18 protein-coding genes and 5 pseudogenes are annotated in these 21,317 nt (G+C 55.2%); 11 read left to right on the top strand and 12 right to left on the bottom strand.

From position 1 onward, the window contains the following. Window positions 1–56: 56 nt before the first annotated feature. Window positions 57–458, bottom strand: coding sequence for a site-specific integrase (locus tag AArcCO_RS00585; RefSeq protein ID WP_259532834.1), 402 nt, complete (start codon window positions 456–458; stop codon window positions 57–59). Between the two features lie 368 nt (window positions 459–826). Here AArcCO_RS00585 and tnpA point away from each other — a divergent pair, with 368 nt between their 5' ends. After that, window positions 827–1,216 (top strand): IS200/IS605 family transposase, encoded by a 390-nt coding sequence (gene tnpA, locus AArcCO_RS00590; protein WP_259532835.1) that lies wholly within the window; start codon window positions 827–829, stop codon window positions 1,214–1,216. After that, a pseudogene (locus AArcCO_RS00595) lies at window positions 1,213–2,500 on the top strand (transposase). Before tnpA ends, AArcCO_RS00595 begins: the two are co-directional and overlap by 4 nt. A gap of 71 nt (window positions 2,501–2,571) precedes the next feature. Here AArcCO_RS00595 and AArcCO_RS00600 read toward each other — a convergent pair. Further along, a complete protein-coding gene (locus tag AArcCO_RS00600) occupies window positions 2,572–3,390 on the bottom strand; it encodes an ArdC-like ssDNA-binding domain-containing protein (RefSeq protein WP_259532836.1) in 819 nt (272 codons plus the stop codon). A 660-nt stretch (window positions 3,391–4,050) separates the two neighbouring features. Here AArcCO_RS00600 and AArcCO_RS00605 point away from each other — a divergent pair. The 3 genes from AArcCO_RS00605 to AArcCO_RS00615 all read left to right on the top strand — a co-directional run bounded on the left by AArcCO_RS00605 (window position 4,051) and on the right by AArcCO_RS00615 (window position 7,186). After that, a complete protein-coding gene (locus AArcCO_RS00605; RefSeq protein WP_259532837.1) occupies window positions 4,051–5,493 on the top strand; it encodes a sodium:solute symporter family transporter in 1,443 nt (480 codons plus the stop codon). A 139-nt stretch (window positions 5,494–5,632) separates the two neighbouring features. After that, on the top strand, window positions 5,633–6,397 hold the full coding sequence (locus tag AArcCO_RS00610) for a 5-formyltetrahydrofolate cyclo-ligase (RefSeq protein ID WP_259532838.1): 765 nt from the start codon (window positions 5,633–5,635) through the stop codon (window positions 6,395–6,397). A gap of 510 nt (window positions 6,398–6,907) precedes the next feature. Then, the gene (locus tag AArcCO_RS00615; RefSeq protein WP_259532839.1) at window positions 6,908–7,186 is read left to right on the top strand and encodes a hypothetical protein; all 279 of its coding nucleotides are present in this window, start codon (window positions 6,908–6,910) and stop codon (window positions 7,184–7,186) included. Window positions 7,187–7,423: 237 nt separating this feature from the next. Here the strand turns inward: AArcCO_RS00615 and AArcCO_RS00620 are convergent, their stop codons facing one another. Beyond that, the gene (locus AArcCO_RS00620; protein WP_259532840.1) at window positions 7,424–8,311 is read right to left on the bottom strand and encodes an OB-fold nucleic acid binding domain-containing protein; all 888 of its coding nucleotides are present in this window, start codon (window positions 8,309–8,311) and stop codon (window positions 7,424–7,426) included. Between the two features lie 526 nt (window positions 8,312–8,837). On the opposite strand from AArcCO_RS00620, the gene AArcCO_RS00625 reads away from it, so the two are divergent. Then, the gene (locus tag AArcCO_RS00625; RefSeq protein WP_259532841.1) at window positions 8,838–9,188 is read left to right on the top strand and encodes an SHOCT domain-containing protein; all 351 of its coding nucleotides are present in this window, start codon (window positions 8,838–8,840) and stop codon (window positions 9,186–9,188) included. Here the strand turns inward: AArcCO_RS00625 and AArcCO_RS00630 are convergent. Then, window positions 9,188–9,469, bottom strand: a pseudogene (locus AArcCO_RS00630) (hypothetical protein); the annotation flags it as partial. The gene AArcCO_RS00625 and the pseudogene AArcCO_RS00630 overlap by 1 nt on opposite strands. Window positions 9,470–9,581: 112 nt before the next feature. After that, window positions 9,582–10,464, bottom strand: a pseudogene (locus tag AArcCO_RS00635) (hypothetical protein). A gap of 139 nt (window positions 10,465–10,603) precedes the next feature. Between AArcCO_RS00635 and AArcCO_RS00640 the strand changes: the two are divergent. The 3 genes and pseudogenes from AArcCO_RS00640 (at window position 10,604) to AArcCO_RS00650 (ending at window position 11,978) form a co-directional block, all read left to right on the top strand. Further along, complete coding sequence (locus tag AArcCO_RS00640) at window positions 10,604–10,915, top strand: hypothetical protein (RefSeq protein WP_259532843.1); 312 nt, start codon at window positions 10,604–10,606, stop codon at window positions 10,913–10,915. Window positions 10,916–10,921: 6 nt separating this feature from the next. Next, the gene (locus AArcCO_RS00645) at window positions 10,922–11,419 is read left to right on the top strand and encodes a type II toxin-antitoxin system VapC family toxin (RefSeq protein ID WP_259532844.1); all 498 of its coding nucleotides are present in this window, start codon (window positions 10,922–10,924) and stop codon (window positions 11,417–11,419) included. Between the two features lie 11 nt (window positions 11,420–11,430). Continuing rightward, window positions 11,431–11,978, top strand: a pseudogene (locus AArcCO_RS00650) (hypothetical protein). A 7-nt stretch (window positions 11,979–11,985) separates the two neighbouring features. Here AArcCO_RS00650 and AArcCO_RS00655 read toward each other — a convergent pair. From AArcCO_RS00655 to AArcCO_RS00670, 4 genes and pseudogenes are all read right to left on the bottom strand, one after another. Beyond that, window positions 11,986–12,438: a toxin-antitoxin system TumE family protein gene (locus tag AArcCO_RS00655; protein ID WP_259532845.1), complete on the bottom strand. Its 453-nt coding sequence runs from the start codon at window positions 12,436–12,438 to the stop codon at window positions 11,986–11,988. Continuing rightward, window positions 12,435–12,947 (bottom strand): winged helix-turn-helix domain-containing protein, encoded by a 513-nt coding sequence (locus AArcCO_RS00660; RefSeq protein WP_259532847.1) that lies wholly within the window; start codon window positions 12,945–12,947, stop codon window positions 12,435–12,437. The genes AArcCO_RS00655 and AArcCO_RS00660 overlap by 4 nt, the downstream gene beginning before the upstream one ends. Window positions 12,948–13,025: 78 nt before the next feature. Then, a pseudogene (locus AArcCO_RS00665) lies at window positions 13,026–13,148 on the bottom strand (transcription initiation factor IIB family protein); the annotation flags it as partial. Between the two features lie 499 nt (window positions 13,149–13,647). After that, window positions 13,648–14,148, bottom strand: a complete 501-nt coding sequence (locus AArcCO_RS00670; protein ID WP_259532848.1) for a small multi-drug export protein — start codon at window positions 14,146–14,148, stop codon at window positions 13,648–13,650. Window positions 14,149–14,661: 513 nt separating this feature from the next. Here AArcCO_RS00670 and AArcCO_RS00675 point away from each other — a divergent pair. Beyond that, window positions 14,662–14,961, top strand: coding sequence for a hypothetical protein (locus AArcCO_RS00675; RefSeq protein ID WP_259532850.1), 300 nt, complete (start codon window positions 14,662–14,664; stop codon window positions 14,959–14,961). Window positions 14,962–15,149: 188 nt separating this feature from the next. Here the strand turns inward: AArcCO_RS00675 and AArcCO_RS00680 are convergent, their stop codons facing one another. Continuing rightward, on the bottom strand, window positions 15,150–16,565 hold the full coding sequence (locus tag AArcCO_RS00680; RefSeq protein ID WP_259532851.1) for an ATP-binding protein: 1,416 nt from the start codon (window positions 16,563–16,565) through the stop codon (window positions 15,150–15,152). Window positions 16,566–17,482: 917 nt separating this feature from the next. Next, window positions 17,483–18,220: a universal stress protein gene (locus AArcCO_RS00690; RefSeq protein ID WP_259532853.1), complete on the bottom strand. Its 738-nt coding sequence runs from the start codon at window positions 18,218–18,220 to the stop codon at window positions 17,483–17,485. Window positions 18,221–18,781: 561 nt separating this feature from the next. On the opposite strand from AArcCO_RS00690, the gene AArcCO_RS00695 reads away from it, so the two are divergent. Then, on the top strand, window positions 18,782–18,934 hold the full coding sequence (locus tag AArcCO_RS00695; protein ID WP_259532854.1) for a DUF7837 family putative zinc-binding protein: 153 nt from the start codon (window positions 18,782–18,784) through the stop codon (window positions 18,932–18,934). Between the two features lie 345 nt (window positions 18,935–19,279). Here the strand turns inward: AArcCO_RS00695 and AArcCO_RS00700 are convergent, their stop codons facing one another. Then, a complete protein-coding gene (locus AArcCO_RS00700) occupies window positions 19,280–20,416 on the bottom strand; it encodes a YlcI/YnfO family protein (RefSeq protein ID WP_259532855.1) in 1,137 nt (378 codons plus the stop codon). Window positions 20,417–21,317: the final 901 nt, after the last annotated feature.

Genomic DNA, 21,317 nt, shown 5'->3' on the forward strand with positions numbered 1-21,317 from the left:
TGCCCGATCTCGTTCGTTGGAAGCGGCTTCAATCAACGCTTCGATATCATTCGGCATCAAGAGATGATGTGCAGCAAACGGCGATGACCAGGACTCCGCTTCTTGAGCCATGCTGTCTCCGGCGGTTCCTCTCCATCGTGCATCCACGTCCAAAATTGCTTGATTACCTGTTTGTAGTCAGCAATCGTCGATTCGGCTACGTCGCGCGTGTAGAGCCACGCGACTAGTTCTTCGACATCTTCTTTCTCGAAGTCCTGAAACGCCGTCGAATCTGCTTGTTCAGCGATGATTTTGAGATGAGCCAGTAACTTTTGGCGGCGAGCTGCACTGATCCCGGACAATCGCAATTGCTGGCAAAACGATTGGATGAGTTGCTTGTTAGTTGAATCGATCGTCGGTGACTCAGTGATGTACTCGAGCGTCCGGGTCGCCTGTCTTTCAAAATCCATCGTCGGCATACAGGAGATATTTGTCGGCGACAGAGATAGCGTATCCGCTAGGGTTGGACCATACCCCGACGGAAGCGAATGAACGAACAGAGTGTAAAGTAGTCGGTCTGTCTCGAGAAACTCAGTTGGAAGAACGTTGATATCTGATCATACGCTACCAAACCGTCACTCGAGAGCGTCGATGATAGAGATACGAGCGCATACCCCCTCCTTCCCGTGAGTGACGAGTGTTCCGACGCTCTGTCGGAACCGAGGAGCGAACAGGCGGGTGTCGAGCGGACAGCATAGTGTGGCAGTCCACCGTTCTATTGCAGAGTTGGATTTCCCACCGTTTTCGCAAGATATTTGCTATCATATGACCATAGTGTGTAGTACGGATGAAGACTACACGGCACGCAACCTATAACCTCAACTACCACATAGTGTGGCTCCCAAAGTACCGCAACGCGGTACTGACGGGAGAAGTTGCCGACCGTGTGGAATCCATCCTCCACGAAATTGCCGACGAGAAAGGCTTGGACATTCAAAACCTGACTGTTCAACCCGACCACGTTCACCTGTTCGTCAGTAGCCCGCCCAAACACAGCCCATCACTGCTCGCCAACTGGTTCAAGGGCATTTCCTCACGGAAATATAATCACCGCCACGCCGACCACGACGGCGAGAAAATCCGGTGGACACGCGGCTACTACGCCGGAACAGCCGGGCACGTCTCCAGCGAATCTGTCGAGAACTACATCAACCGACACAAGGAGGCTGAAGCGTGACCGAACTCACGAAAACGCTCGAACTGAAGCTTGTGGACCCGAACACCCACAAGCGGCAGAAGCTTCGTGAAACGCGAGACGCTTACCGGCAGGCACTTCAAGCCGCCTTCGCCGCTGGCTGTGATACACAGTCAGCGGCCAACGACGTGGTTGTTGAGTACGACCTGAGCGGCTACGCAAAAAACGCCCTCAAGAAGTACGTCCCACAACTCCACAACAGCTACGATGCTGACGAGCTTCACGACGACCATCCGGTGCGGTTCACCAACGAGGGACTGCAACTTGACCATCAGCCACAGAACGCTATCGAGTGGTACGTCAAAATCCCGCACCACGAGGATTACCACCTCTGGATACCGGCACGCGCCAATCCCGACCAGCGGGAGTGGCTTGAAGCGGTGTACGCAGACGACGCCGAGATGGGTGAAAGTCGGCTGTTTGAACGGGACGGAACGTGGTATCTCCACATCACCGTTACCCGCGACGTGGAGGATACATCTGAGGCGTCCACCGACGAGGGGACGCCGCCAGACGAGTCTAGCGAGCCCTGTCTCGCGGGGCTCGACAGGACGCCGATAGGCGTGGACATTGGAGAAGCGAGTCTCGTCACGGTGTGTCACCGCGACGAGAGCGGTTCTCCTGTTCGCCCCGAACTGTGGGCCGACGACGGCAAGGCCGCTCGTCGGCTCCGCAAAACCTACTTCACTGCCAAGCGACGGCTTCAGCAGCGCGGCAGTGAGCGAATCGCGGAGTCCTACGGCGACTCGCTGTGGGACCAGATTGACGATGTGTTCCACCGTGTAACCCGCGAGGTCGTGGAGTACGCCGAGTCTGTCGAGAACCCAGTGCTGGTGCTGGAAGACCTGACGTACATCCGCGAGAACATGGACTACGGCGAGTACATGAATCGACGGTTGCACGGATGGGGCTTTGCCAAACTGCACGCACAGATTCGCTACAAAGCCGCCGAGAAGGGGATTCCCGTCGAGACGGTGAATCCCCGGAACACGTCGAAGGCGTGTCATGCCTGCGGTGAACACGGCAACCGTCCACGACAGGCGACGTTCAAATGCTCGAACGACGGCTGCTGGGTCGGTGAGTATCAAGCCGATATAAACGGGGCGATGAACATTATTTACCGCTACCTCAGTGGAGAGAGCCAGTCCAGAGAAGACATGACTGGCGATGACTCGGCTGAGGATGGGGCCTCTTTGACCGGGCCACAAGACAGCCAAGCAGAGTGCTGAACTCCAGCAGATGACGCTTGGAACGGATGCGTCTTGAAACTGACAGGCCGCTTCGCTCGGCCTGAAATCCCATGGTGGGATTCCTCCTCGTTCACGCGGAGGAGGAGGTCAACCACTGGTGTCGAGTCCGTAGTATCGACCGACAATGTACGCAACGGCTTCTGCCTCAACCTCCCGTTTCGACCGCTTGGAATTGTCGTCAACGGTGAAATGCAAAAGGGCGTGTGCGTACTCGTGAACCAGCGTTCGAGCAAGATCTGCTTGATTCGATCGATCAAGGATTTCGACGAGCGGATGTCCGTCGTACAGACTCCGCTTTTCGCAGACTCCCTTGGCAGTGCCGTGCGACCATTCCGATTCGGGAACGATCCGAACAGTGACGCCGACCTGATCGGCGGCCTCCATGAGTTGAGAAACGAGATCGCCGGCTTCCCCAGTGGCCGCCCGATCGAGTTCTGGCAGTGGTTCGCCGTCGGTCTGTGAAACGTCGAACACAGGGGCAGGCTTGAATCCGACCACCCCTTCCGACCATTCTTCGGGTGACGTCTCGTCGTACTCGCAGTCACTGTCTTCGTGATAGCTCGGTGAGTTTTCGCATTCCGGACATTGCTTCGTGATGATCGGTGCCCAGATCCAGATCGCCTGTTCCCCTTCCTTGACGTGGCGATTGAAGTCTTCCTGCCACGCTCGGTAGCCTGCAACCCGGGTTGCCTCGGGACACTGTTGTTTGATCAAAAGCGTATTCCGGTAGGAGTAGTCGTGAAAACGGCTCTGGACGTCGAGCCACTCCTGGAACTCTGCACTGGTTTGCGCGTTGTCGACGCGCTCGACCAACTCATCGATCCAAGCTTTGATCGTCCGGTTCATCTCGTTCTGTCGTGTATCGGTTTCGGTGAAGGAAACCGACGTGTCACTGGCTGTAGCCATTGTTTCCATCGAAAACGGTGTGCTCTCTGTGATGTTTTCAGGAGCGCCGCACCTTCTGGGGCGCATAAAAAAATACGCGCTGACGGTCACCGTGCTAGCTTCCAGTACTCGACGGGGAGTTGGAATCTGTAAGACTCCGAATCTGAAGTGGATTAACCAACAAAATACCCCTTTACCCGTATTCTGTTGGTTAACAATAGATCGGCAAGGATTTACCGCCTTTGTGCCAGTGATCTGTCTGACCAGTGAGTGAGTGTTCGTACAGATAATGAGTTGAACGGGTGCGATCAGTGCCAAGATTTTATTCGTTTTCAGTTGTTCCTCAGGATCAGTCGTCCTTTGGTCTACGGTGGATTCGACGAATTAACGTAGATCGAGGAGGTCACTGGTGGTGTTCTAGTACTTAGGAATTCATCCATTTTATTGGGTGGATTCCAAAATATTCTAATTCCGACTGAGAAGAAACATCTTCCAGTTGTCAATGTAGTTGTAGATCAGGGAGTTTATGAAAACACGAGCATGTCTACGTAGAATTTTCAATCCCGGATCTTGGGGGTAGTTATTCCAAACTGACAGATCTACCACTAATTTTAAACGATATCGAAATCACCGTAGAACTGTCAAACGATGGTTGATATGCAAACACTTGCCATTGTTACAATGGCTGTCGCACTCGGTGCGTTGATCGTGCTCGCTTTAGCACATGGAAGAACACAAATAATCGACATTGATGACTTCCTGACTGCTCGAGGATCTTCAACAATTCCACTCGGCATCGCTACGTTCATTGCCTATGCAGCGGGCGCAGGGTTACTGTTCAGTCCGCCAGAAGCTGGCGCCGCTATCTGGGGTGGTTTCCCGGCCATCATTGGATACGGGTTTGCGTTTGCAGTCCCGTTCTTGCTGTACATCTCTGTCGCCCCGAAGATCCAAGAACGGATGCCACATGGCCATTCAGTGGTCGAATATGCAAAAGTCAGGTATGGTCCGCTGATGTACGTTCTCGTGCTTTTCGTTGCTCTGTTCTATATGTGGGTCCTCATGACCGCAAATCTGACTGGTGTCGCGTTGGCCCTCAATATTCTTGCCGATGTGCCTGTGTTGCTTACTCTCGTGATGGTTATGGGAGGTGTAGTCGTCTATACTGTCTATGGTGGATTGTTCACGAGCATCTTTACCGACCTAATTCAAACGATCCTTTTGATACCATTACTGGTGCTTTCTATCGTCGTCTTACTCTTCCAATTCGGTGGCCCGTTCGAATTATATAACGAAATTCATACGTCTGTTCCTGAAGCCGTTGATCTGACATATGGTCCGGGATTAGAATTTGCAATTTATATTGTCATCGCCCTGCTGGGTGCCGAAATGCTAAATCAGTCACTTTGGCAACGGGCGCACTCTGGTAAAGACCGCCGTACTCTTCAGATATCGTTGCTCCTGGCTGCGTTGTGTGTCGTTCCGCTCGGTATGATGGCAGGCCTGTATGGAACGCTTGCTTGGGGCCTTGAGATTCCCTTCGATCATCCATCCCAACCACTACCAGCAGTAGTTGGATTTACGTTTGGAACGTCATTGGTTCTAGCATTTATTGTTCTCATAATCCTGGTTATCACCAGTACCCTTGACAACGCACTTTCAGCGATTGTCAGTATCTTTGCCGTCGATATTGTCCCGTGGTTTGATGAATCAATCAAGGGTGATCAACTGCTTCGAATCTCGCGTATTCTTACTCTAATCGTTGCCATTGCCGCCATCGCCTTCGCCACGACTGAACCGAGTGTTCTCGGGATGTTACTCATCGCCGATTGGTTTGCAGCAGCGACGTTCGTCCCGGTTCTACTGGGGCTTTACACGCCAAAGTTACGTGGGAAGGCTGCATTCCTCGCAGCATTTATGGGAATTGTTGTGGGTGGTATCTGGTTCGAATGGGGACATCCAGCGTATGGACTCGACTTCAATCCGCTCGGAGTGGACCAATCATTACTGTTTGCGTTTGCCATGGCTGCACTAGTGAGTACAGCCATTGCCGTGATCAGTATCTATCTGTGGCCGGGCGAATACAATTATGAACAACTCAAAGCAATCGAAACCATGGAATAAAACAATGGTACAATCAATAATATTCAGCGTCCTGATAGTCGGATCGGTGGTATTGTCCACAATCGTGTGGCTCTACCTTGTATGGTTAACACAAAAACTCCTCCGAGATCCGGAAGGACTCGTTGCAGCCTGACAAAATATGAAAGACGATAGTAAACGCAGTCACCGAGAACAGTTCCGCGAACAGGTCTGGGAACAACTTCGTGAAGTAGCTTATCCTGACTCTCGATTCGCCTGGGATTTTGGAGAATTTATTGCTGACTACGAAGGAAGTGAGCGTGGGACAGAACATCTGCGGACCTTGGCGACTGATCTAGGCGTTGAATCTTGGTTCGTAACCCCCGATAACAACCTCGATTCATTACGAGAATCTCTCGTTCGTGATGACATCCCGTTTATAATGCCCTCATACGGTATTCTCCGGGGGTTCCTCGAATTACAGCCAGACGAGGTTCCGGACGGTGATGAAAATTTTGCGGGCACCCTTGATGGTGTCAACCGCTTCGGTCGAGAAATCTCCTTATCGGAACTTGAAGAAGCATATGATCAATTCGATATCCTCGTCACCGGGACTAGTTTTGTAACTGAAGATGGTCTTCGAATGGGGAAAGGGCATGGCTTCTTCGATCTGGAATGGGGAATGTTACGAGAGATAGGTCTTGTGGACGAGAACACGACGGTTGTCGCTGCAGCCCATGAGGTCCAAGTGATCGATGCGGACGAGGTGGATCGGGATGAACTGCTCGCAGAGCACGATACGATCGTGGATTATATTGTCAGCCCATCGGGCATTCACGAAGTGGAAGAGACGCCGCCCAAGCCAAAGGGAATCTATTGGGACTTAATAGATGACTCTGATATCGAAAAAATCCCGCCGCTGAAAGAGCTTTACAACCGACGGTAAACATCCAATACTGGCTCTGCTGCTGCCTGTGTTCATGTACGGAGATTCCAAGCGAGTGTGACGAATCGTCGTTGTCGTGTTTTTTTAGTGGGTGCATGATGATCAACGGTACCTACACCGACATCATCCACCGCATCGTTGACGGCGAGCGGCGGTTATTCTCTACGTATCTGAGTACAAGGTCCGTGATCAGGGGGATATCGATCTTGAGCGAATCCCGACGAAGCGCATGCAGAGGGTAATGTGCCTGCAGTGACAGTTGTGGAGGATGTATTGTTCGGATCAAATACCAGCCCGAGGAAACTCAACAGCGTCGCGAACTTGCTCAAGAGTGACTCGAACGGTTGGGGACGCGACTGTCCGTGAAATTTGAGGAATGAGGCGCTTTCTTGAACCTCTCAACTGGTTATAGGTTTCAGAAGAAGTGCTGAATACAATACGCAAATTAAGAAGAGTTGTTCAGCCGAGTAGTTGGATAATAACTATTTCAGCCATCTCACCATTTGACACATGGATTGGAAGAATCCGGCCCACCAGATCAACAAGGGGTTGCTCTACGAAGAAGATGATCGCAGAGATCTTGAACTAGGAGATGATGAGGCCCTTTCAGTTTTTCTAACTGGATGGTCAAACGCGAATAATCCAGATAGTGAAGATTTTGGAGAAAATGCCTTTAGGGTACTTTCCTGGCATAATCTTGGATATCGGCTTGGTTTACTGTTTGGTGAAACACCAAGTGAACTGAAAGAAGATATGTATTACTGGTGCGTGGAACAGAAGAACGCATAGACTGGTATATACCCTATAAGACTTGTATTCTATTATTGTCAAACCGCGCACTATTCCGGGCTTATTTGAATAGAGTTACTCAGGGGTTCGCGGTTGATGAAGCGCTTTCTATACCCGTTCTTAACGGTCGTGGCTGCGCGCGCAGCGACCTAAGGGAGCGAGCACGGAGCGGAGGGTGGGGAGGTGGGGTTCGGGTCGGTCCGGCACATACCAAAAAAAGAGGGCATTGGAACCCGGTTAGCTCTCCCACCACCGATCGCGATCGGGGAATTGGATGGTCGACCAGCCGGTCACGGCCAGGGAAACGCGCCCATTGTACCAACTCCGAGCAGCCCCGTGAATGCGTACCTGTTCACCTTCTTCGATCGCCGGAGCATCCGATGCCTTCCAGATGGTCACTTTGGTCGTCCCCGTCTCGTCTTTGAGTAATCCTACCTGTGCGATTGCAGGCGATGCTGGATCCCACAGTGTTTCTACTTCTCCTTTGACACTTACTTTCTCCCGGGTGACCTCCTCGAGTTTCCCGATCGGGACCACCCCACAGGGCGCCGTCTGGAGTTCTTCGAGCACTTTGACGACTGCACTCGTTATCTCCCGGCCGGTAACGACCTCTTCAGCCAACCGCCGGCTGATCGCCGCTCGCGACCAGCCATCCACCCGCTCGGCCAACCGCATCGACTGTTTGTTCACTTCTGCCAACTGCTCTTGGGTGAGTTCGACACGTGGATCGGGACGGTCCGGGTCGGCCATCGGATCCACGCTTGCCCGCCGGCGCTGGAACTCACTACGTCGGTTTGCACTCCCAGTTGCAGCTGCCTTCCGCGTCCGCCGTTCACGACCGTCTTGCGTTCCGAACTCGGCTTTGGCACTGATCCGATCCAGCTCTGCTTCGCGGGCTTTGATCCGCTCTTCTTGCGCCAGAGTGAGATGCGAGTAGTCCTGGACGATCCCGTCTGGGTGATTTGAATCGACCTTTGCCTGCGTTTCTTGCTCGACTCCCGCCCGGAACTCCGGTGTGTCGTCGACGGCCTCGAATTCTGACTCGTCAACTGCACTGTCATTCGTTTGTTCAAAAGCTCGTTCGTCAACCGAAACTACATTACTGGAGACGTTTTTACTTGACATTGGTACTCACTTGGACTTGAGTACTGCACGAAGGCGCTCACGCGCCGTCACCGCGATGCTAGGACATCGCGGTTTTCCGACGACAACGACTGATAGTGCCGTCTGCGCGCTCTCGCTCGCGCCTTCGCGAGCGCCCCTTGGGGCGCGAGCGAGAGCGCGCCGGAGTGTGGTTGACCATCCAGCACCGCGCGCCGACCCGCCCGGAGCGAGCGTCCAGCGGAGAAAGCGTGGGGGGTGAGCAGCGGCGCCGCGCAACCCCCCGCGCTTTCCCGCTGGCGTCGAGGGCACATTCACTTTAGCCCGGAACGGGCGCGGGCGGTGCGGAGAGCGCCCGCATGCCCGGAATGGTCGGTCGCGAGCGAAGCGAGGCGCGACCGAAGAGAGCGCCTCGATGCGAACGGTGACCGGAGGGAACCGTGAGCAAGCGGAGGGCGGCAGCGGCGAGCGGGGCGGGCCGCTTCACAATGCTAAACACTACCCGGCAACTCGGGACAGTTATTAAGACTACTCGGAGCAAATCGGTTTTATGTCAACCACGGAGCCACTCGCACGCACGCTACTGATCGTCATTGCCATCGTTCTGATCGTCCCGTTTCTCCTGATGCTCCTCGCGATGCCGATGATAGGGATGGTCGGTTGGGGCCATATGGGGGCTTGGAACGGCACTGGCGGGATGTGGTGGTCGTGGCTACTCATGTGGGCGGTCTTCCTGTTAATCGTTCTTGGGGGAGGCTACCTGTTGTTCAAGGCGGTGCGATCACAGGACGGACGGCGAACTGACGAAGCACTCGAGGAACTTCGACTCGCTTACGCTCGCGGTGATATCTCCGAGGAGGAGTTCGAGCAGCGAAGCAAACGCCTCCGACGAGATGAGTAGGTGAACGGGAGATCGGAGAAGTCGAGTTCGATGTCCTGGGCGTTACGGATGAACTCGAAGAGGCCGTCGGCGACGAGCTCGACCTGTGCGAGGAGCTCCTCCCACCAGGTCCGGAAATTTCGCACGTCGCCAACGTGCTTGATGACCTCCTTGTCGGTGAGCGAGCGCATCGTGTTCGAACAGTACCCGTCCTGGGCGAAGCCCTCCACGTAGACCGCGTGCTCGCCGAAGAAGTCGTACCCCGACGTGACGCTCATCGTGATCGGCTCCGACCGGCCGGGTGAGAAGACTCACTATCGAGACTGGCATCGGGCTTGCAGGAGCTCGCGGTCTTAACTAACGAACCTCGACACTACTCGCAGTGTGTTGGTTAATCGACGCCCAGCACTGACCCTACTCGAGACTGGGTCCGTAGCGAGCCGAGCCACACACCCGGCACTCCCAGATCGGTTGCCCCGTCCACGCCTCATCCGGGACCGACTCGTGGGTCCTGAACCGATGGTCGGTCGCCCGACCACAGGTTCGACAGTCGAGTTCCAGAGCCGTCGGTACCGACGACACCTGGCGATCAGCCGCAGCCACGTCAGTGGATTCGGTCAGCGCCATCGCTGGAACCAGCCACACCACGTCGTCGGCGTCGTCGAGGACCGCGTCGAGACGCGATGCATCGAGGATGCCGTCCCCACGCTGGTCGTAGAGCCGCGTCGGGACCTGTTCCTGACGTTCTGACGCGCCCCTGCCCGTGCCACCCAGTCCGGTCACGGGCGGCACTGAGAAGCCGCTCACCCTCTCCTGACGACACTTGTACCGCCTCGGGGAGTGAGGGCCATTGCTCGACCAGCTGGCGAGCCGGCGCCTCGTCGAGATCGTAGATGAGCGTGTAGTCGTCGACGGCCGGCTCCGCCACGTTGGCGGAGAGGAGGCTCGCAGCGGCGCCGCCCTTCGCCACGGCGCCGTAGAACGTGGTCGACTCGACGACCAGGTGGACGATCCCGAGAAACGTCGTCGACGCTGACTCGTTCGTGCAAGTGGCGTCACTCCCGAGATGGTTGGTGAGACAGAACCGACATTTTGTCTGGTCGTCTGGGACTGACGCCCCACAGGATCGGCACTCGCCGTCGGTTGCCGTCGGCGCATCAGGGTAACCACCAGAGCTCGTCGCGACGCGTTGCCGTCGGGGGGCACCTTCACACCCGTCGTCCAGCCTCGTGTCCGGAATGTGGGACGCCTCGCCGGTCGGCCGCAGTTTCTCGAAATCTCGATAGCGATCACGCATCGATCAGTGTGGTTTGTCCCGGATTCGTATTTCAACGTCAAGGCCAGTGTCCGCTCTGTCTCCGATTTGAGTATGAACTAAGGCATGCGAACATCTTATACTTCATGAGCAAGTAGTTGGGAGTAGCAACTGAGCCCCGATGAGCAGTAACGATACTAAGCACGTTCAAACGGAACTGAACGAGGATGAATACGAACGCTTCCGCGAGTTCGCGAGCGAACACGGCCTCTCGCTCAAAGAAGCCGGGCACGAGGCGCTGATCGAGTGGATCGGACGCCAGCAGCAAGCCGATCCCAACGACCCGGCGTTCACCGTCCTCGACGACCTCGAGGACGGATCTCTCCCAGCATCGGCGGCGACGGACGCTCGCGAGGAAGCCGATCTCGTCGAGGAGTGGGACGGCAGCGACGAGTCGTTCAGGCTCGCCGACGACCCGTCCGCGCAATCCTGAATTCGAATGGCTGAACCAGTTGACACCCCGATCGGGACGGTCGCGCCCGAGCATTTCCGTCCGGCCCACGTCCGTCATCAGGTCGTCGTCGGGCCGAAGTTCCTGTACGCGCTCTTCAACCCCCAGGATCAGATGCACGCAGTTTCGCGAGCGTTCATGACGTTCGTTCGTGACGGCGACCTCCCGTATCGTCGCCTCATCGTCAACGACCACATCGTCGACGAGGCCGCACCCCGGCTGAAAAAGCAAGCGTCAATGCGGAACGCCGCGTCATTCCTTACGACGCTCGACGAGAGTACGCTGTATCAGTTCGAATCCGTCCCTGAGGATGTTTTTGCTGACGCCAAAGCAACGTTCGTTGAGTGGACGAATCTGGATGCGTCACTCACCGATTTCACTGTTGCAGCGCATATGGAGGCCTTAGATGTCGATCACATCCTCACCTACGACCGGCACTACGATGCGTTCGACGTAACAACGCTCCCGTATCGGAATCAGGACTAGCGGTGCCAAGCATGTCCAAATTCCCGGGCGATGGCGTCCAGTCGTGGACTGCATCGATGAGCGCCCGCGACCGTATTCGGGCGGTCGCCGAGACACTTCGCGAACCGCGGTCGGTCAACTGGATCAGCGAGCAGGCTGACGCCGCCTGGAGTACGACCAACGAGGAGCTCCAGGATCTTGTCGAGGGGCAACTGCGCCGCGTCGAGGCCGGTGAGACGACGCGCTACCAGCCGGACTACACGCGACAGCTCTTCGAGGAGATCCGTACGCTCATCGAGGAGAACACGCGCGAGGAGCTTCGCAACGAATTGGCCGCGATCACCGAGGAGATTGAGGAGTGGCAGGCCACCTACGACATCGAGACGTGGGAGAGCTCGAACAGTCGCTCGCCGACGGCGACCTCGCAAGTGCCGAGCTTCGCGAACGCCGTGACGTGATCACGCGGTGGGAGGAGAATCTGGAAGACCGTCGCCTCATCAAGCACGCGTTGGCGCTCTACTCGGATGTCGAAGCCGCTCGTGAGCAGATGATGGATGTGGCTGACCGCGCCATCCGCTAATTCCGTCTCACGGCGGGTTTGAGGCGCTATTCAGCTGCTCTATGTCGTCGTCCTCGTACGCTGCCCGCCACATCGCATAAACTGCACGCGTCACGAGTGAGACCTCGGTCACGTCGATACAGGACGGTTCGGCGTCCGTTGTTGCGGCTTCAGGCGGCGGATGGAAATGGATCTCGGGAGAGTGTGTATTCGGGTGGCGATCGAAGCGCCAGTTGACGTCGTCGCTATCGACGTAGTGGAACGAATACATCCCGAGTTCGCTCCACTGGATATCGAGCCGACCGCTCTCGGCGTCGCCCAACCCATCGCTGAGACTGATCTGCAGTTCCGTGGGGGCGACGACGTTGTCGTACGCCGTTTCGTCGACAAGCGGTTCGAGTTCGAGCCACAGGTCACGAATCCGCTGGAGCGCCGGGAGATAGATCGGCCCGAACTCGCCGGCGCGGTCGTCATCGCTCATACAGCGAGCTGGTGGCTGGCCTCGTCGTAGGCGAGTGCTGCTTGGGCGACGGCGAGATTCTGCCGCGTCGTTCGCCACGCGGTGAGATCGTCCCAGCCCGCTGTCTCGTCGGCGTCGAGTTGCTGGGCGAGTTCCTCGGGTGAGACCACATCGTAGCGATCCTCGTAGCGCCGGATATCAGCCTTCATCTCCTGGATGCTGTCGAGCAACTCTGGCCGATTGACTTCCTCACGCAGCTCACGGATCCGGGACATCAACACCCGGTCGCTATTGCGCTTATACCGCGTTGTTTGGCCGTCCTGTTCCGTCTCGGCGAACCCGGTGTTCACGAGCGTCTTGCAGTGGCGACGCGCCGTCGGCTCGCTCACGAGCGCTCGATCGGCGATCTCGGCGGCCGATTGCCCATCGTGGGTCTGTTCGACGATTTCGTACACCCGCTCGAACGGCGTGGTATCGTCTTTCCACTCCGCTTTGACTTGCTCGTTGACGTCGTCCCACGTCTCGGTCATACTGGGTGCTACGCGGTCGAGAAACAAATAATTTCCTGAGAAAAATATCTAACGGCAGTATTTGTACAGGGGGCGTCGTCAGGCTACTTGTTCCTCTAGCGTCTCGTGGTGTGTCCGGACAGTCGTTGGCGTGACGTTCCCGGACTCGGCGACGTCACTTTGCGTCAGCCATCGGCCTTCTTCGCGACCGGCCTTGTGAAGTACCTCGGGGGCAAGCCCCGAGGCTTCACCGTGTTGACTGCCCGACCCAAAACTGGGGCGTGCGGTCGCAGGTGAATTTAATTCCCCTCGACCTCCCGCGTTTGCGGTTGGTTGGAATTAACACCCGAACACTCGGTGCGTCCGTGAGGGTCGGCGGCTCCACCCCGCCCGACAGCACCCGTCGCACCACGCCAAAGACGCGGGTTTTGAGAGGTGCCGCATTTCCATCATCCAAACGACCACTTCATATTGAGGTCTTCAATATCCTTCGCGGTCGTTACCAGCCGATACGAAGTATTGTTTAATAAATGTCCGTAGCGGCTTCACCCTCGGGGTCAAGTGGTTCGAGAATCTTCGATTCTCGTCATCACGGAAATCTACGATTTCCGTACGACCCCGAGGCACTCGCCTTGATTATCTGTAGATCGGCGGAAATCTCACTCACGCTGGTTCTTAACAGGAACAGCAACAAAGAGATGTGTCCAGCACAGCACCCTCGTTACGGCAGTTCGAGTAATGACAAGCCGGCTACTGTCCCGGCAACGAGACCGATTGTCCAGATACAGAGGCCAAGCGATAGCCAGCCGATCGTGACACGGCTATCCGATCCCATAACAGCTGCAAAGAGGGCTGTGAGATGGATGCCTGCGATGATCGGTCCAACGAGGGCCAGTCCAACGAGACCGTATCGACGTGAGATTCGTCGTGCTCGATTGTAGCGCTTACTTGACACGCTCACGTCAGTTCCCGTTCGGCGTCGCCACCACGTAATGAGTCGCTTCTGGACAAGAACGATCGCTACAACCACGGCGACGCTGCCGGCGAACGCCGCGAACCCCGTCAGTATTGGATCGAGCCCGAGACCAATCGCAACTGGGATTACAATAAACGGTTCGATACCCGGAATCATAGCGAAGACGAAGACAAGGATGTAGCCACCGAATTCAGTCGCTTCTTCCAGATGCGAACCGATATTGAGAAACGCTGACCAGTGATGCATATGACTCGGCAGGTATCTCCCTAGGTTGTTCAACTATTGCTCAGAGGAGATATTGATTCTGGTTCGGTCACTTCGCAGCCGTATTGAGCAGCCATTTCAATTTCCACCGGAATGAAAGCAACAGCCGTGGATAGTACTCTGACTGGCTTGCTGCAGAACAGGGCCGACATCAGTATTCCAGACACAAACACCTCTTTGAGCGTCGCGAAGGGCTTTACCGCGGGGGACAGTTGCTTCGCTCGAACGCAATGAATCGCCGTCAGATCCTGACCGCGACGGGAGCCATCATTTCAGGCACCGTCGCCGGCTGCCTTGGGACCGGGGATGGCGGTACTGACGAGTCGGATACGTCCACGTCACCTTCACCTTCAGAACCACCAGATAACTGTGGACCGGCCGCGCTGCCTCTCTGAGCTTCTAACCGACGAGACTGGTGATCCCGCTCCCTGCTTCGATGGGGCGACTCCGTCACTCGCCATCGAAAACGAGCGCGATGAGACACTACCTGTTACAGTGGAGATCGAGGACGGCGAGCTGGCGGAGACATACATGCTCGAACCCGGCGAACGGGTTGTCAAAGCGAGCGGGTTCGAGGCACGGTCGGAGGTTTCGGGGAGGGTTACTATCGACGGAGAGGAACGCCACCGGCTCCTATGGCCGGAGCGCTCCTGCTACCGACATGGCATCGCACTCGGTTCTGAGGCTATTGAGACCGGTTGGGTCGAGCCGCTGGAGGGCCCGGGGGATACACAGCACGACTGCTACGCCGGCGTCGATGCCACGAAGCCCTTCGACGAGATGGCCGACTCGTGAACGGACTCGGTGAGAAGCGCGTTGCGGGCTTGCTCGTCGACGGGGAGCTCGGCGCTATCGAGAGTGATCGTTATTCGATACGCTGTCGTCTCGTTTGTTTCTTTCATCTGGTTCGCCTCTGGGGGTACGTTTGATTCCCCTGCACCGCTTTGGGGCGAAAAACTATCCCCTGCTGTTACCGTCCGGCGTTAATGGGTGGTTCCACTCTCGAGAACGGCAACGATATCGGAGAGATCGAATAGGCGGAGATCATCACGCTCGTCTGCAGCTTCTTCGACGGAGCGTTTGAATCCAGAGCGACTGAACAAGGCGAATTCATGCGTCGGCTCACCACCTCCGGTGGGTGTCCAATCGATTTGCTCCACGTCGTCTTCGAGGTCCGCGAGCACGTCATAGCCGAGGGGAGTGTTGGTAAATTTCGCTTCGCCAGCGATCAGCGTTGACTCGTCAGTTGGAGCGACGACATCTACCTCCTGGCCTTTGTACCACCATTGGCTTGGCACCTGTGTGAGCTGGTAGTCTGCATAAAGCGCCGGCACCGCCTGGTGACAGAGCGATTCGAACGTTTCGCTGACGAAGTCGGGCAATTCCGGTTCGATGAGATCCGCGTAGACGTTCTCGCCGTAGAGTTCGTACTGTCCCCCGCGGCCGTAGAGATACCGGAAGTGAAACCGGAATACGGGATCTCGAATCTGGTACCGAGTCCGCTTGCTGCGTGCCGGGTCGGCGAGTGCTGGATGGTGTTTCTCGATGATCTGGAGCGTTTCCAGCCGGTCGAAGTAGTACGACGTGTTGGTGCTCTCGATGCCGGCTCCCTGAGCGATCTCGTTTCGACTGCGGTTCCCGCTGGCCATCGACTCCAGAACCGAAAAATACGTACTCACCTCGTTGAGCTCCATCTGGAGGACGGTTTCGGGCTCGTCGTGGAGTGGACCATCCGGGTCGCACAGCAGCCGTGTGATGTTCTCTCCGAGGCTCTGTGATGGATCGAGTGGGCTGAGATATCGGGGTGTACCGCCGAAGACGCCATAGACGAACACCCGTTCTTCGGGATCGTACGTCGGCACGAACTCTTGGATGGAGCGAAACGGCAGCTGGGTGAGTTCGAGTCGGCCATTCGGTGTCTGGGACACCCGGCCGTAGAGTGGCGCACCGCCATCAAGGACGTGGGTATGAATCATGCCGATTGCAGAGCCTGTGAGTACGAGCGTTGCCTGACTCTCGTCGACAGCTGTATCCCACAGGTGTTGAATGACTGAGGGAAGCCCCTCGTTCGATTCGATGAGGTACGGGAATTCGTCGATGACGATGATGGCGTCTCTGTCGGTGAGGTACGTTAAGAGCGGTTCCCATTCCTCTTTGACGGCCGTGATGTCTGGATAGGTCGACGCTGCTGCCTCGACGAATCGCCTGAGCTGTGTCGTCGCTGTTCCTTGGACTGCCTGATAGTACACGGCATCGTCGCGGTCGGCAATCGATTGGCGGACGAGTTCGCTCTTGCCGATCTGGCGGCGGCCATAGATGATTGCGAGTTCTGCAGTACCACTCTCATAGAGGGTCTGCAACCGATCGAGTTCATCGATACGATTGACGAATTGGTCCATATATCCAGGTCATGGCGGGAGATACATATGTGCTCCGAAGTTAGGAATCAGACTATAATAGTCTGAACTATAATATTCTGCTCCCTAATACGGCAGGTCAATCATTCGATCCTTCATCAGGGCTGCTGGGGAGTCGCCATCGTCGTCGAGGAAGATGGAACGCTCTGGATCGATACGATTGGCATCGATTGACGAACTGAACTCGGACTCAGAGATGACGACACTGTCGATGTCTACCGAAAACGGTCGAGAAGGTCTCGGGAAACCATTCATCGACTCTCGCTTGCGTTCCCTAGCATTGAGCACCGAGTGCACGTGTGTTCGTTTTATCTCGAGTCCGAAAGCGCACGCCGCAGCCGACGGGTTGGTTTCACGCTGAAGATGTCCGGTTCGACAACGGGCTCACAGTGAGATTTGTTCGACCGAAGGGTAGTCGACCTCGACAGGCGATTGACCAACTCCTCCCGGACGTCACTTCGACTGACGGTCGTTTCATGCCACCCCAACCGCGCATCGTAGTGCTGTTTTCTGAACTGTTCACCGAACTCATCGATGGCCACGAACTGCGTCCGTTTGGCACCCCAAACGTTCGACGAAATATATTCAGCACCGACGTCTTCGTGGGTCATTTCTACAAGCACACACTCCACGAGCGAGATGACCGATTCGAGTGAGCGGTCATTTGGAACGGTGACGGCGAGATTGAACCAGGACGCATCAGTGTGCAACGTTGGGTGGCGCGATACATCCATCTGAGACTGCTGTTTCTCCGAGGACATACGGTATCAGGAGCGTTTGAACTGCCCCTTCACCCGTCAAGGGGCGATAAACTCTACCGTATTCGTGCGATCGGCAACCGGTCATCGAGATGTGGATACGTCGACCGTGAATGAAGACTGCTTGAAAGTCGGCTTCGGCTATTGTTCATCGAGTGTCGGATGGCCAGTGTTGTTGTGTACAGAGACGACCACGTTATTCGCGTTCGATCGGATCGCCTGGTTTGTCGATCCGGAGACGAACCGCTTGAGTCGGCCAGTCGTCGGTGCACCCAGGACTGTGAGGGGGTAGTAGTCCGACTGTTCAGTGATTGCCTCGATCGGATCGTCCGCCTCGAGGATCCAACTCCTCACCCCGTCGAGATCATCAAGCCGCTGTTCTGCAGCATCGATGTAGGTGTCGGCCCGTTCTCGGCGACGTTCGGATGCGTTACTGTCGACGACGTGGAGCACGTCGAGACAGGCATCGGTTGCGATAGCGAGGAGGCGAGCGATCTCCACTGCCAATCCCGAGTGGGGACCACCGGTGATCGGCAAAAGGATGGAGGGCACGGCATCTAACCCTGCTGTGCCGTTTACCACCAGCACGTTACAGTCTGCCTGAGCGGCGATGCGTTCGCTGCTGTCGCCGGCGAGGAGGCTTGTCGGCGCCTCTCCCGGGACTACGACTGTGTCGACGTTGGATGATGCGATCGTATTGTGGACGGTTCGGGTCAGGCGATGGACAGTGATCAGTCCGGAACGGGTGGACCTGGACCACACCGGAAGATTGTCGGTGAGTTCACTGGAGAGATCCGCGGCTGGATCTTCGTGAGCTGTGGGGACGAGTGTCGCCGAAGACTGTCCAGATACAGTTGGTGTGGTCACCTGGAGTGACATGTCCCTAGCTCGCGCTACCGAGCGAGCGATTTTGAGTTGGTCTGCGGTCTTTGACTCGTCGGTCGTGAGGATCGGCGCGAGAACGTGGCCGTCGGGAGGATTCTCGGCGGGAGTATTCCCATTCGACGACGTCGGAGCGTCAGCGAGTGTCCAGCCGCCAATCGGCTGCCGGATGTCCATGGACAGTCGTGTGTGCCGAACCGTATAAAACTAGAGATCAGTGTAATCGGGGAGTTGGCGACAGATGTTCTCATGAGCAGTGTATCCTGGAAATATGACCGGGACACCGCCTGAATACGGCCCCCTCTTTGATGTGGCTGGATCGCTGGGTGACCCCTCGCCCGTCTGACTACGACATTGACGTTGCAGAGAGTAGGAAGCAACGCCTCGTCAAATCCGAATTGAGTTCTGTAGTACCTGTATCAACATGGGTATTTTCTCCGGGAAATCGGGTGTTTTTGAACTCGAATCACGCAGTAATTGAGAGCGTCTTAACGCCTATGTATACTGACTATTTAGTTTTCGGCGGAGAGATACCGTCACATGCGCTCTCCGTCTCCCATGGCCGATAAACCTCCATCCCTGGGTCGGTGTCCAGATTGTGGGACCAAGATCTCGATTGAGTGGACGCTCATTGAGTATGAGCGAAGTGATGGAGAGATCGGAGTCTTCGCTGAATGTCCATCATGTGAGGAAGTTGTCGAACCGGAATGATGCCTTCTTCTCCGGATTGGAATCCGTGATTGGATTGGCGCTATAGGATGGTGTGCTATCGCCGTTGAGCAATACTGTGGGTATTCGTGTCCCTCATCGTGGTTTTTGTCGAACACGAGTGTCATAGAAAACGTCGCAGCGTCTGTCTATTCGACTCTTGTCAAGATTCGCGTGCAAGATGGAGGGCACGAATGTGGCACAAACCGAGGCCGAGCTACGGGAGAAAGTGATCGGTCAGTACAGCGTCTATAGACGAACTATAGTGGATTGAAACGCGGAGCAGTCGGAAGCTAATCCTCAATCGCCCGTGGATTGGATCGGCTATTCAGTCCGGCCTTATGTGGACTATAGATTTTGGTTATCAAACGGAATTGTTCGTTCAAGTTTATCAAATATAGGTTGATATTTATCACAGAGTGCCTCGGCATATTCTTCTGGCGGTGACTCACTTCGGCCACAAATCTCACAAGACAATTTGATATTCTGTTCAATTAGTGATTTGCCTCTGATTTGGGGATGCAATAAGTCGCACCCCTCTGTGTTGCAGGTTATATTGCTAAACAGGCAGGCATCACAGTACAAATCTGAGGTCCCACAATAACCTCCACACGCAGGACATTCATCTTCCATTACTTTGATGTCATCTAACGTGATTGCTGGCACTGGCGGCTCGATCCCGAGAGTAGGGAATGCAGTGTCAGCCTCGTTTGCCATCTGTAAGGCATGAGAATATACTCTCTCTAGAGGCTTTCCAGTCATAAGTGACTCCCCATGACTCCAAACAGCGATTTCTGCCCAAGGATGCAAGTCTGTCGAAATAATTCTCTCGTTTCGAGCGCGTGCCGCCCACCAAAATGGTGCGCGCTGTCTATCTTCTCTACTTAGGCTCTCTTCATTAAATATTACTCGCTGATGACAAAAATAATTCGCTAAATAGACCGCCATCACTTCAGCAGCATAGTGATATTCAGGTCTTTCAGGTACGTGGGCGGGCTCAGGTGGGGTTTGGCCGTTAGACTGGGATCGATAATAATATGGTATCGGTATATCTGATGGAGTGATATTTTTCTCCCGAATTTGGTCCAGATACTCGGCACACGATGAGCAGAATTCAACTTCATGCTTTTCTGGGAGATTTAACCAATCAGCCACACGTTCAAAGTAATAATCTCGGTCAATTACTCCTTGTTGTTTGTTTTTGTTTTCAAATTCGACTAATTGTGAATGCTCGTGTGGATCTACCGGCCTATCTTCATAACCTTTCAGTTCACCAGAAACAATTTTTTTGTTGAACAGCTGTCGATATAGGATTTCCCGCTTCTCTTTTTTATGGATTCCTCCACCGCAAACCCAGCAGACACTGACTAGGTCATCAATTACAGTTTGCTCAATTCCTTCTCTCGCAAGTTCGCTGAGTGTGTAGTCGCTTTCTCTGACCGCCTTTCTGATATTAGCCGGGAGTCGGACACTTGTCGTCGGCATATTGTACTATGTGCTACAAAGTCATATAATAGTTATCCTTGTTTCACGGCTTGTAAAGCCAGTATACGGCAAAATACGCACATTACACTTAAGTACCTCCGTAAATACAAACCAATCACGGACAGCATAAGGATGGTATCGAAATCGAACACGGCGGACGGCACAAAAAGCTCCGACGTATGGACCCGCTACACGAGAGCGATCGACCAGAGCGTCGTCATAAGAGGCTGTCCTTCCTGTCCAGAGGTGATTGATAATGAGTAATACCGACTCAAGTCAAAAGACGGTAGTAGAGTGTCAGCACTGTAATAATTCCATTGTGGCTGAAAAGACCGCCTCAGGCCGTGTTACACTCACCTCACTCGGTGGAGGTAGTGGGGCATCGTTAGGGGCGTTACTCGGGAGTTCAAACGGAATTGCAGGCAGTCTCGCGGCAATGCGCCCAGGCACGACGGCAATATCTGCAACGCCGGTGTTCGGGCCTGCTGGTTTCCTTATCGGGGGGATGGCCGGGTACATCGCGGGTGAACATCTCGATCACCACCAGTGCCCCAGTTGTGGTGAGAGACTAAACATCTGACCGAATAGTCCGCAAGAAGACTCCACAATACAGTTATGAACTACAAACTCAGGTTCACCGACCGGGGAGAACAGACGTTGACTCAACTCAAGACAGAAAATCGAGAACGGGTAAAACAAAAGCTCAACCGTATTGCGACCTGCCACTACCGACACCCAGCTGACTGGGATTTCGAGCAGATGCCGGGTTGTTGTGAGGGCCGATTCTGCATTACAGGTAATCTCCGAGTGTTCGCGGATATCGATGAGGAACGTGGTATAATTCGAATTCACCACATTGGGCGCCGGGAGAACCTCTACACATAGGTACCCCCCGGCGCCT

This window comes from Halalkaliarchaeum sp. AArc-CO (assembly GCF_024972735.1).
GTDB lineage: Archaea > Halobacteriota > Halobacteria > Halobacteriales > Haloferacaceae > Halalkaliarchaeum.

What these genes read in the sequence shown, in the direction of transcription:
- AArcCO_RS00585 (WP_259532834.1), bottom strand. Translation starts at nt 458, where the DNA reads ATGCCGACGATGGATTTTGAAAGACAGGCGACCCGGACGCTCGAGTAC.
- tnpA (WP_259532835.1), top strand. Translation starts at nt 827, where the DNA reads ATGAAGACTACACGGCACGCAACCTATAACCTCAACTACCACATAGTG.
- AArcCO_RS00600 (WP_259532836.1), bottom strand. Translation starts at nt 3,390, where the DNA reads ATGGCTACAGCCAGTGACACGTCGGTTTCCTTCACCGAAACCGATACA.
- AArcCO_RS00605 (WP_259532837.1), top strand. Translation starts at nt 4,051, where the DNA reads ATGGCTGTCGCACTCGGTGCGTTGATCGTGCTCGCTTTAGCACATGGA.
- AArcCO_RS00610 (WP_259532838.1), top strand. Translation starts at nt 5,633, where the DNA reads ATGAAAGACGATAGTAAACGCAGTCACCGAGAACAGTTCCGCGAACAG.
- AArcCO_RS00615 (WP_259532839.1), top strand. Translation starts at nt 6,908, where the DNA reads ATGGATTGGAAGAATCCGGCCCACCAGATCAACAAGGGGTTGCTCTAC.
- AArcCO_RS00620 (WP_259532840.1), bottom strand. Translation starts at nt 8,311, where the DNA reads ATGTCAAGTAAAAACGTCTCCAGTAATGTAGTTTCGGTTGACGAACGA.
- AArcCO_RS00625 (WP_259532841.1), top strand. Translation starts at nt 8,838, where the DNA reads ATGTCAACCACGGAGCCACTCGCACGCACGCTACTGATCGTCATTGCC.
- AArcCO_RS00640 (WP_259532843.1), top strand. Translation starts at nt 10,604, where the DNA reads ATGAGCAGTAACGATACTAAGCACGTTCAAACGGAACTGAACGAGGAT.
- AArcCO_RS00645 (WP_259532844.1), top strand. Translation starts at nt 10,922, where the DNA reads ATGGCTGAACCAGTTGACACCCCGATCGGGACGGTCGCGCCCGAGCAT.
- AArcCO_RS00655 (WP_259532845.1), bottom strand. Translation starts at nt 12,438, where the DNA reads ATGAGCGATGACGACCGCGCCGGCGAGTTCGGGCCGATCTATCTCCCG.
- AArcCO_RS00660 (WP_259532847.1), bottom strand. Translation starts at nt 12,947, where the DNA reads ATGACCGAGACGTGGGACGACGTCAACGAGCAAGTCAAAGCGGAGTGG.
- AArcCO_RS00670 (WP_259532848.1), bottom strand. Translation starts at nt 14,148, where the DNA reads ATGCATCACTGGTCAGCGTTTCTCAATATCGGTTCGCATCTGGAAGAA.
- AArcCO_RS00680 (WP_259532851.1), bottom strand. Translation starts at nt 16,565, where the DNA reads ATGGACCAATTCGTCAATCGTATCGATGAACTCGATCGGTTGCAGACC.
- AArcCO_RS00690 (WP_259532853.1), bottom strand. Translation starts at nt 18,220, where the DNA reads ATGTCACTCCAGGTGACCACACCAACTGTATCTGGACAGTCTTCGGCG.
- AArcCO_RS00695 (WP_259532854.1), top strand. Translation starts at nt 18,782, where the DNA reads ATGGCCGATAAACCTCCATCCCTGGGTCGGTGTCCAGATTGTGGGACC.
- AArcCO_RS00700 (WP_259532855.1), bottom strand. Translation starts at nt 20,416, where the DNA reads ATGCCGACGACAAGTGTCCGACTCCCGGCTAATATCAGAAAGGCGGTC.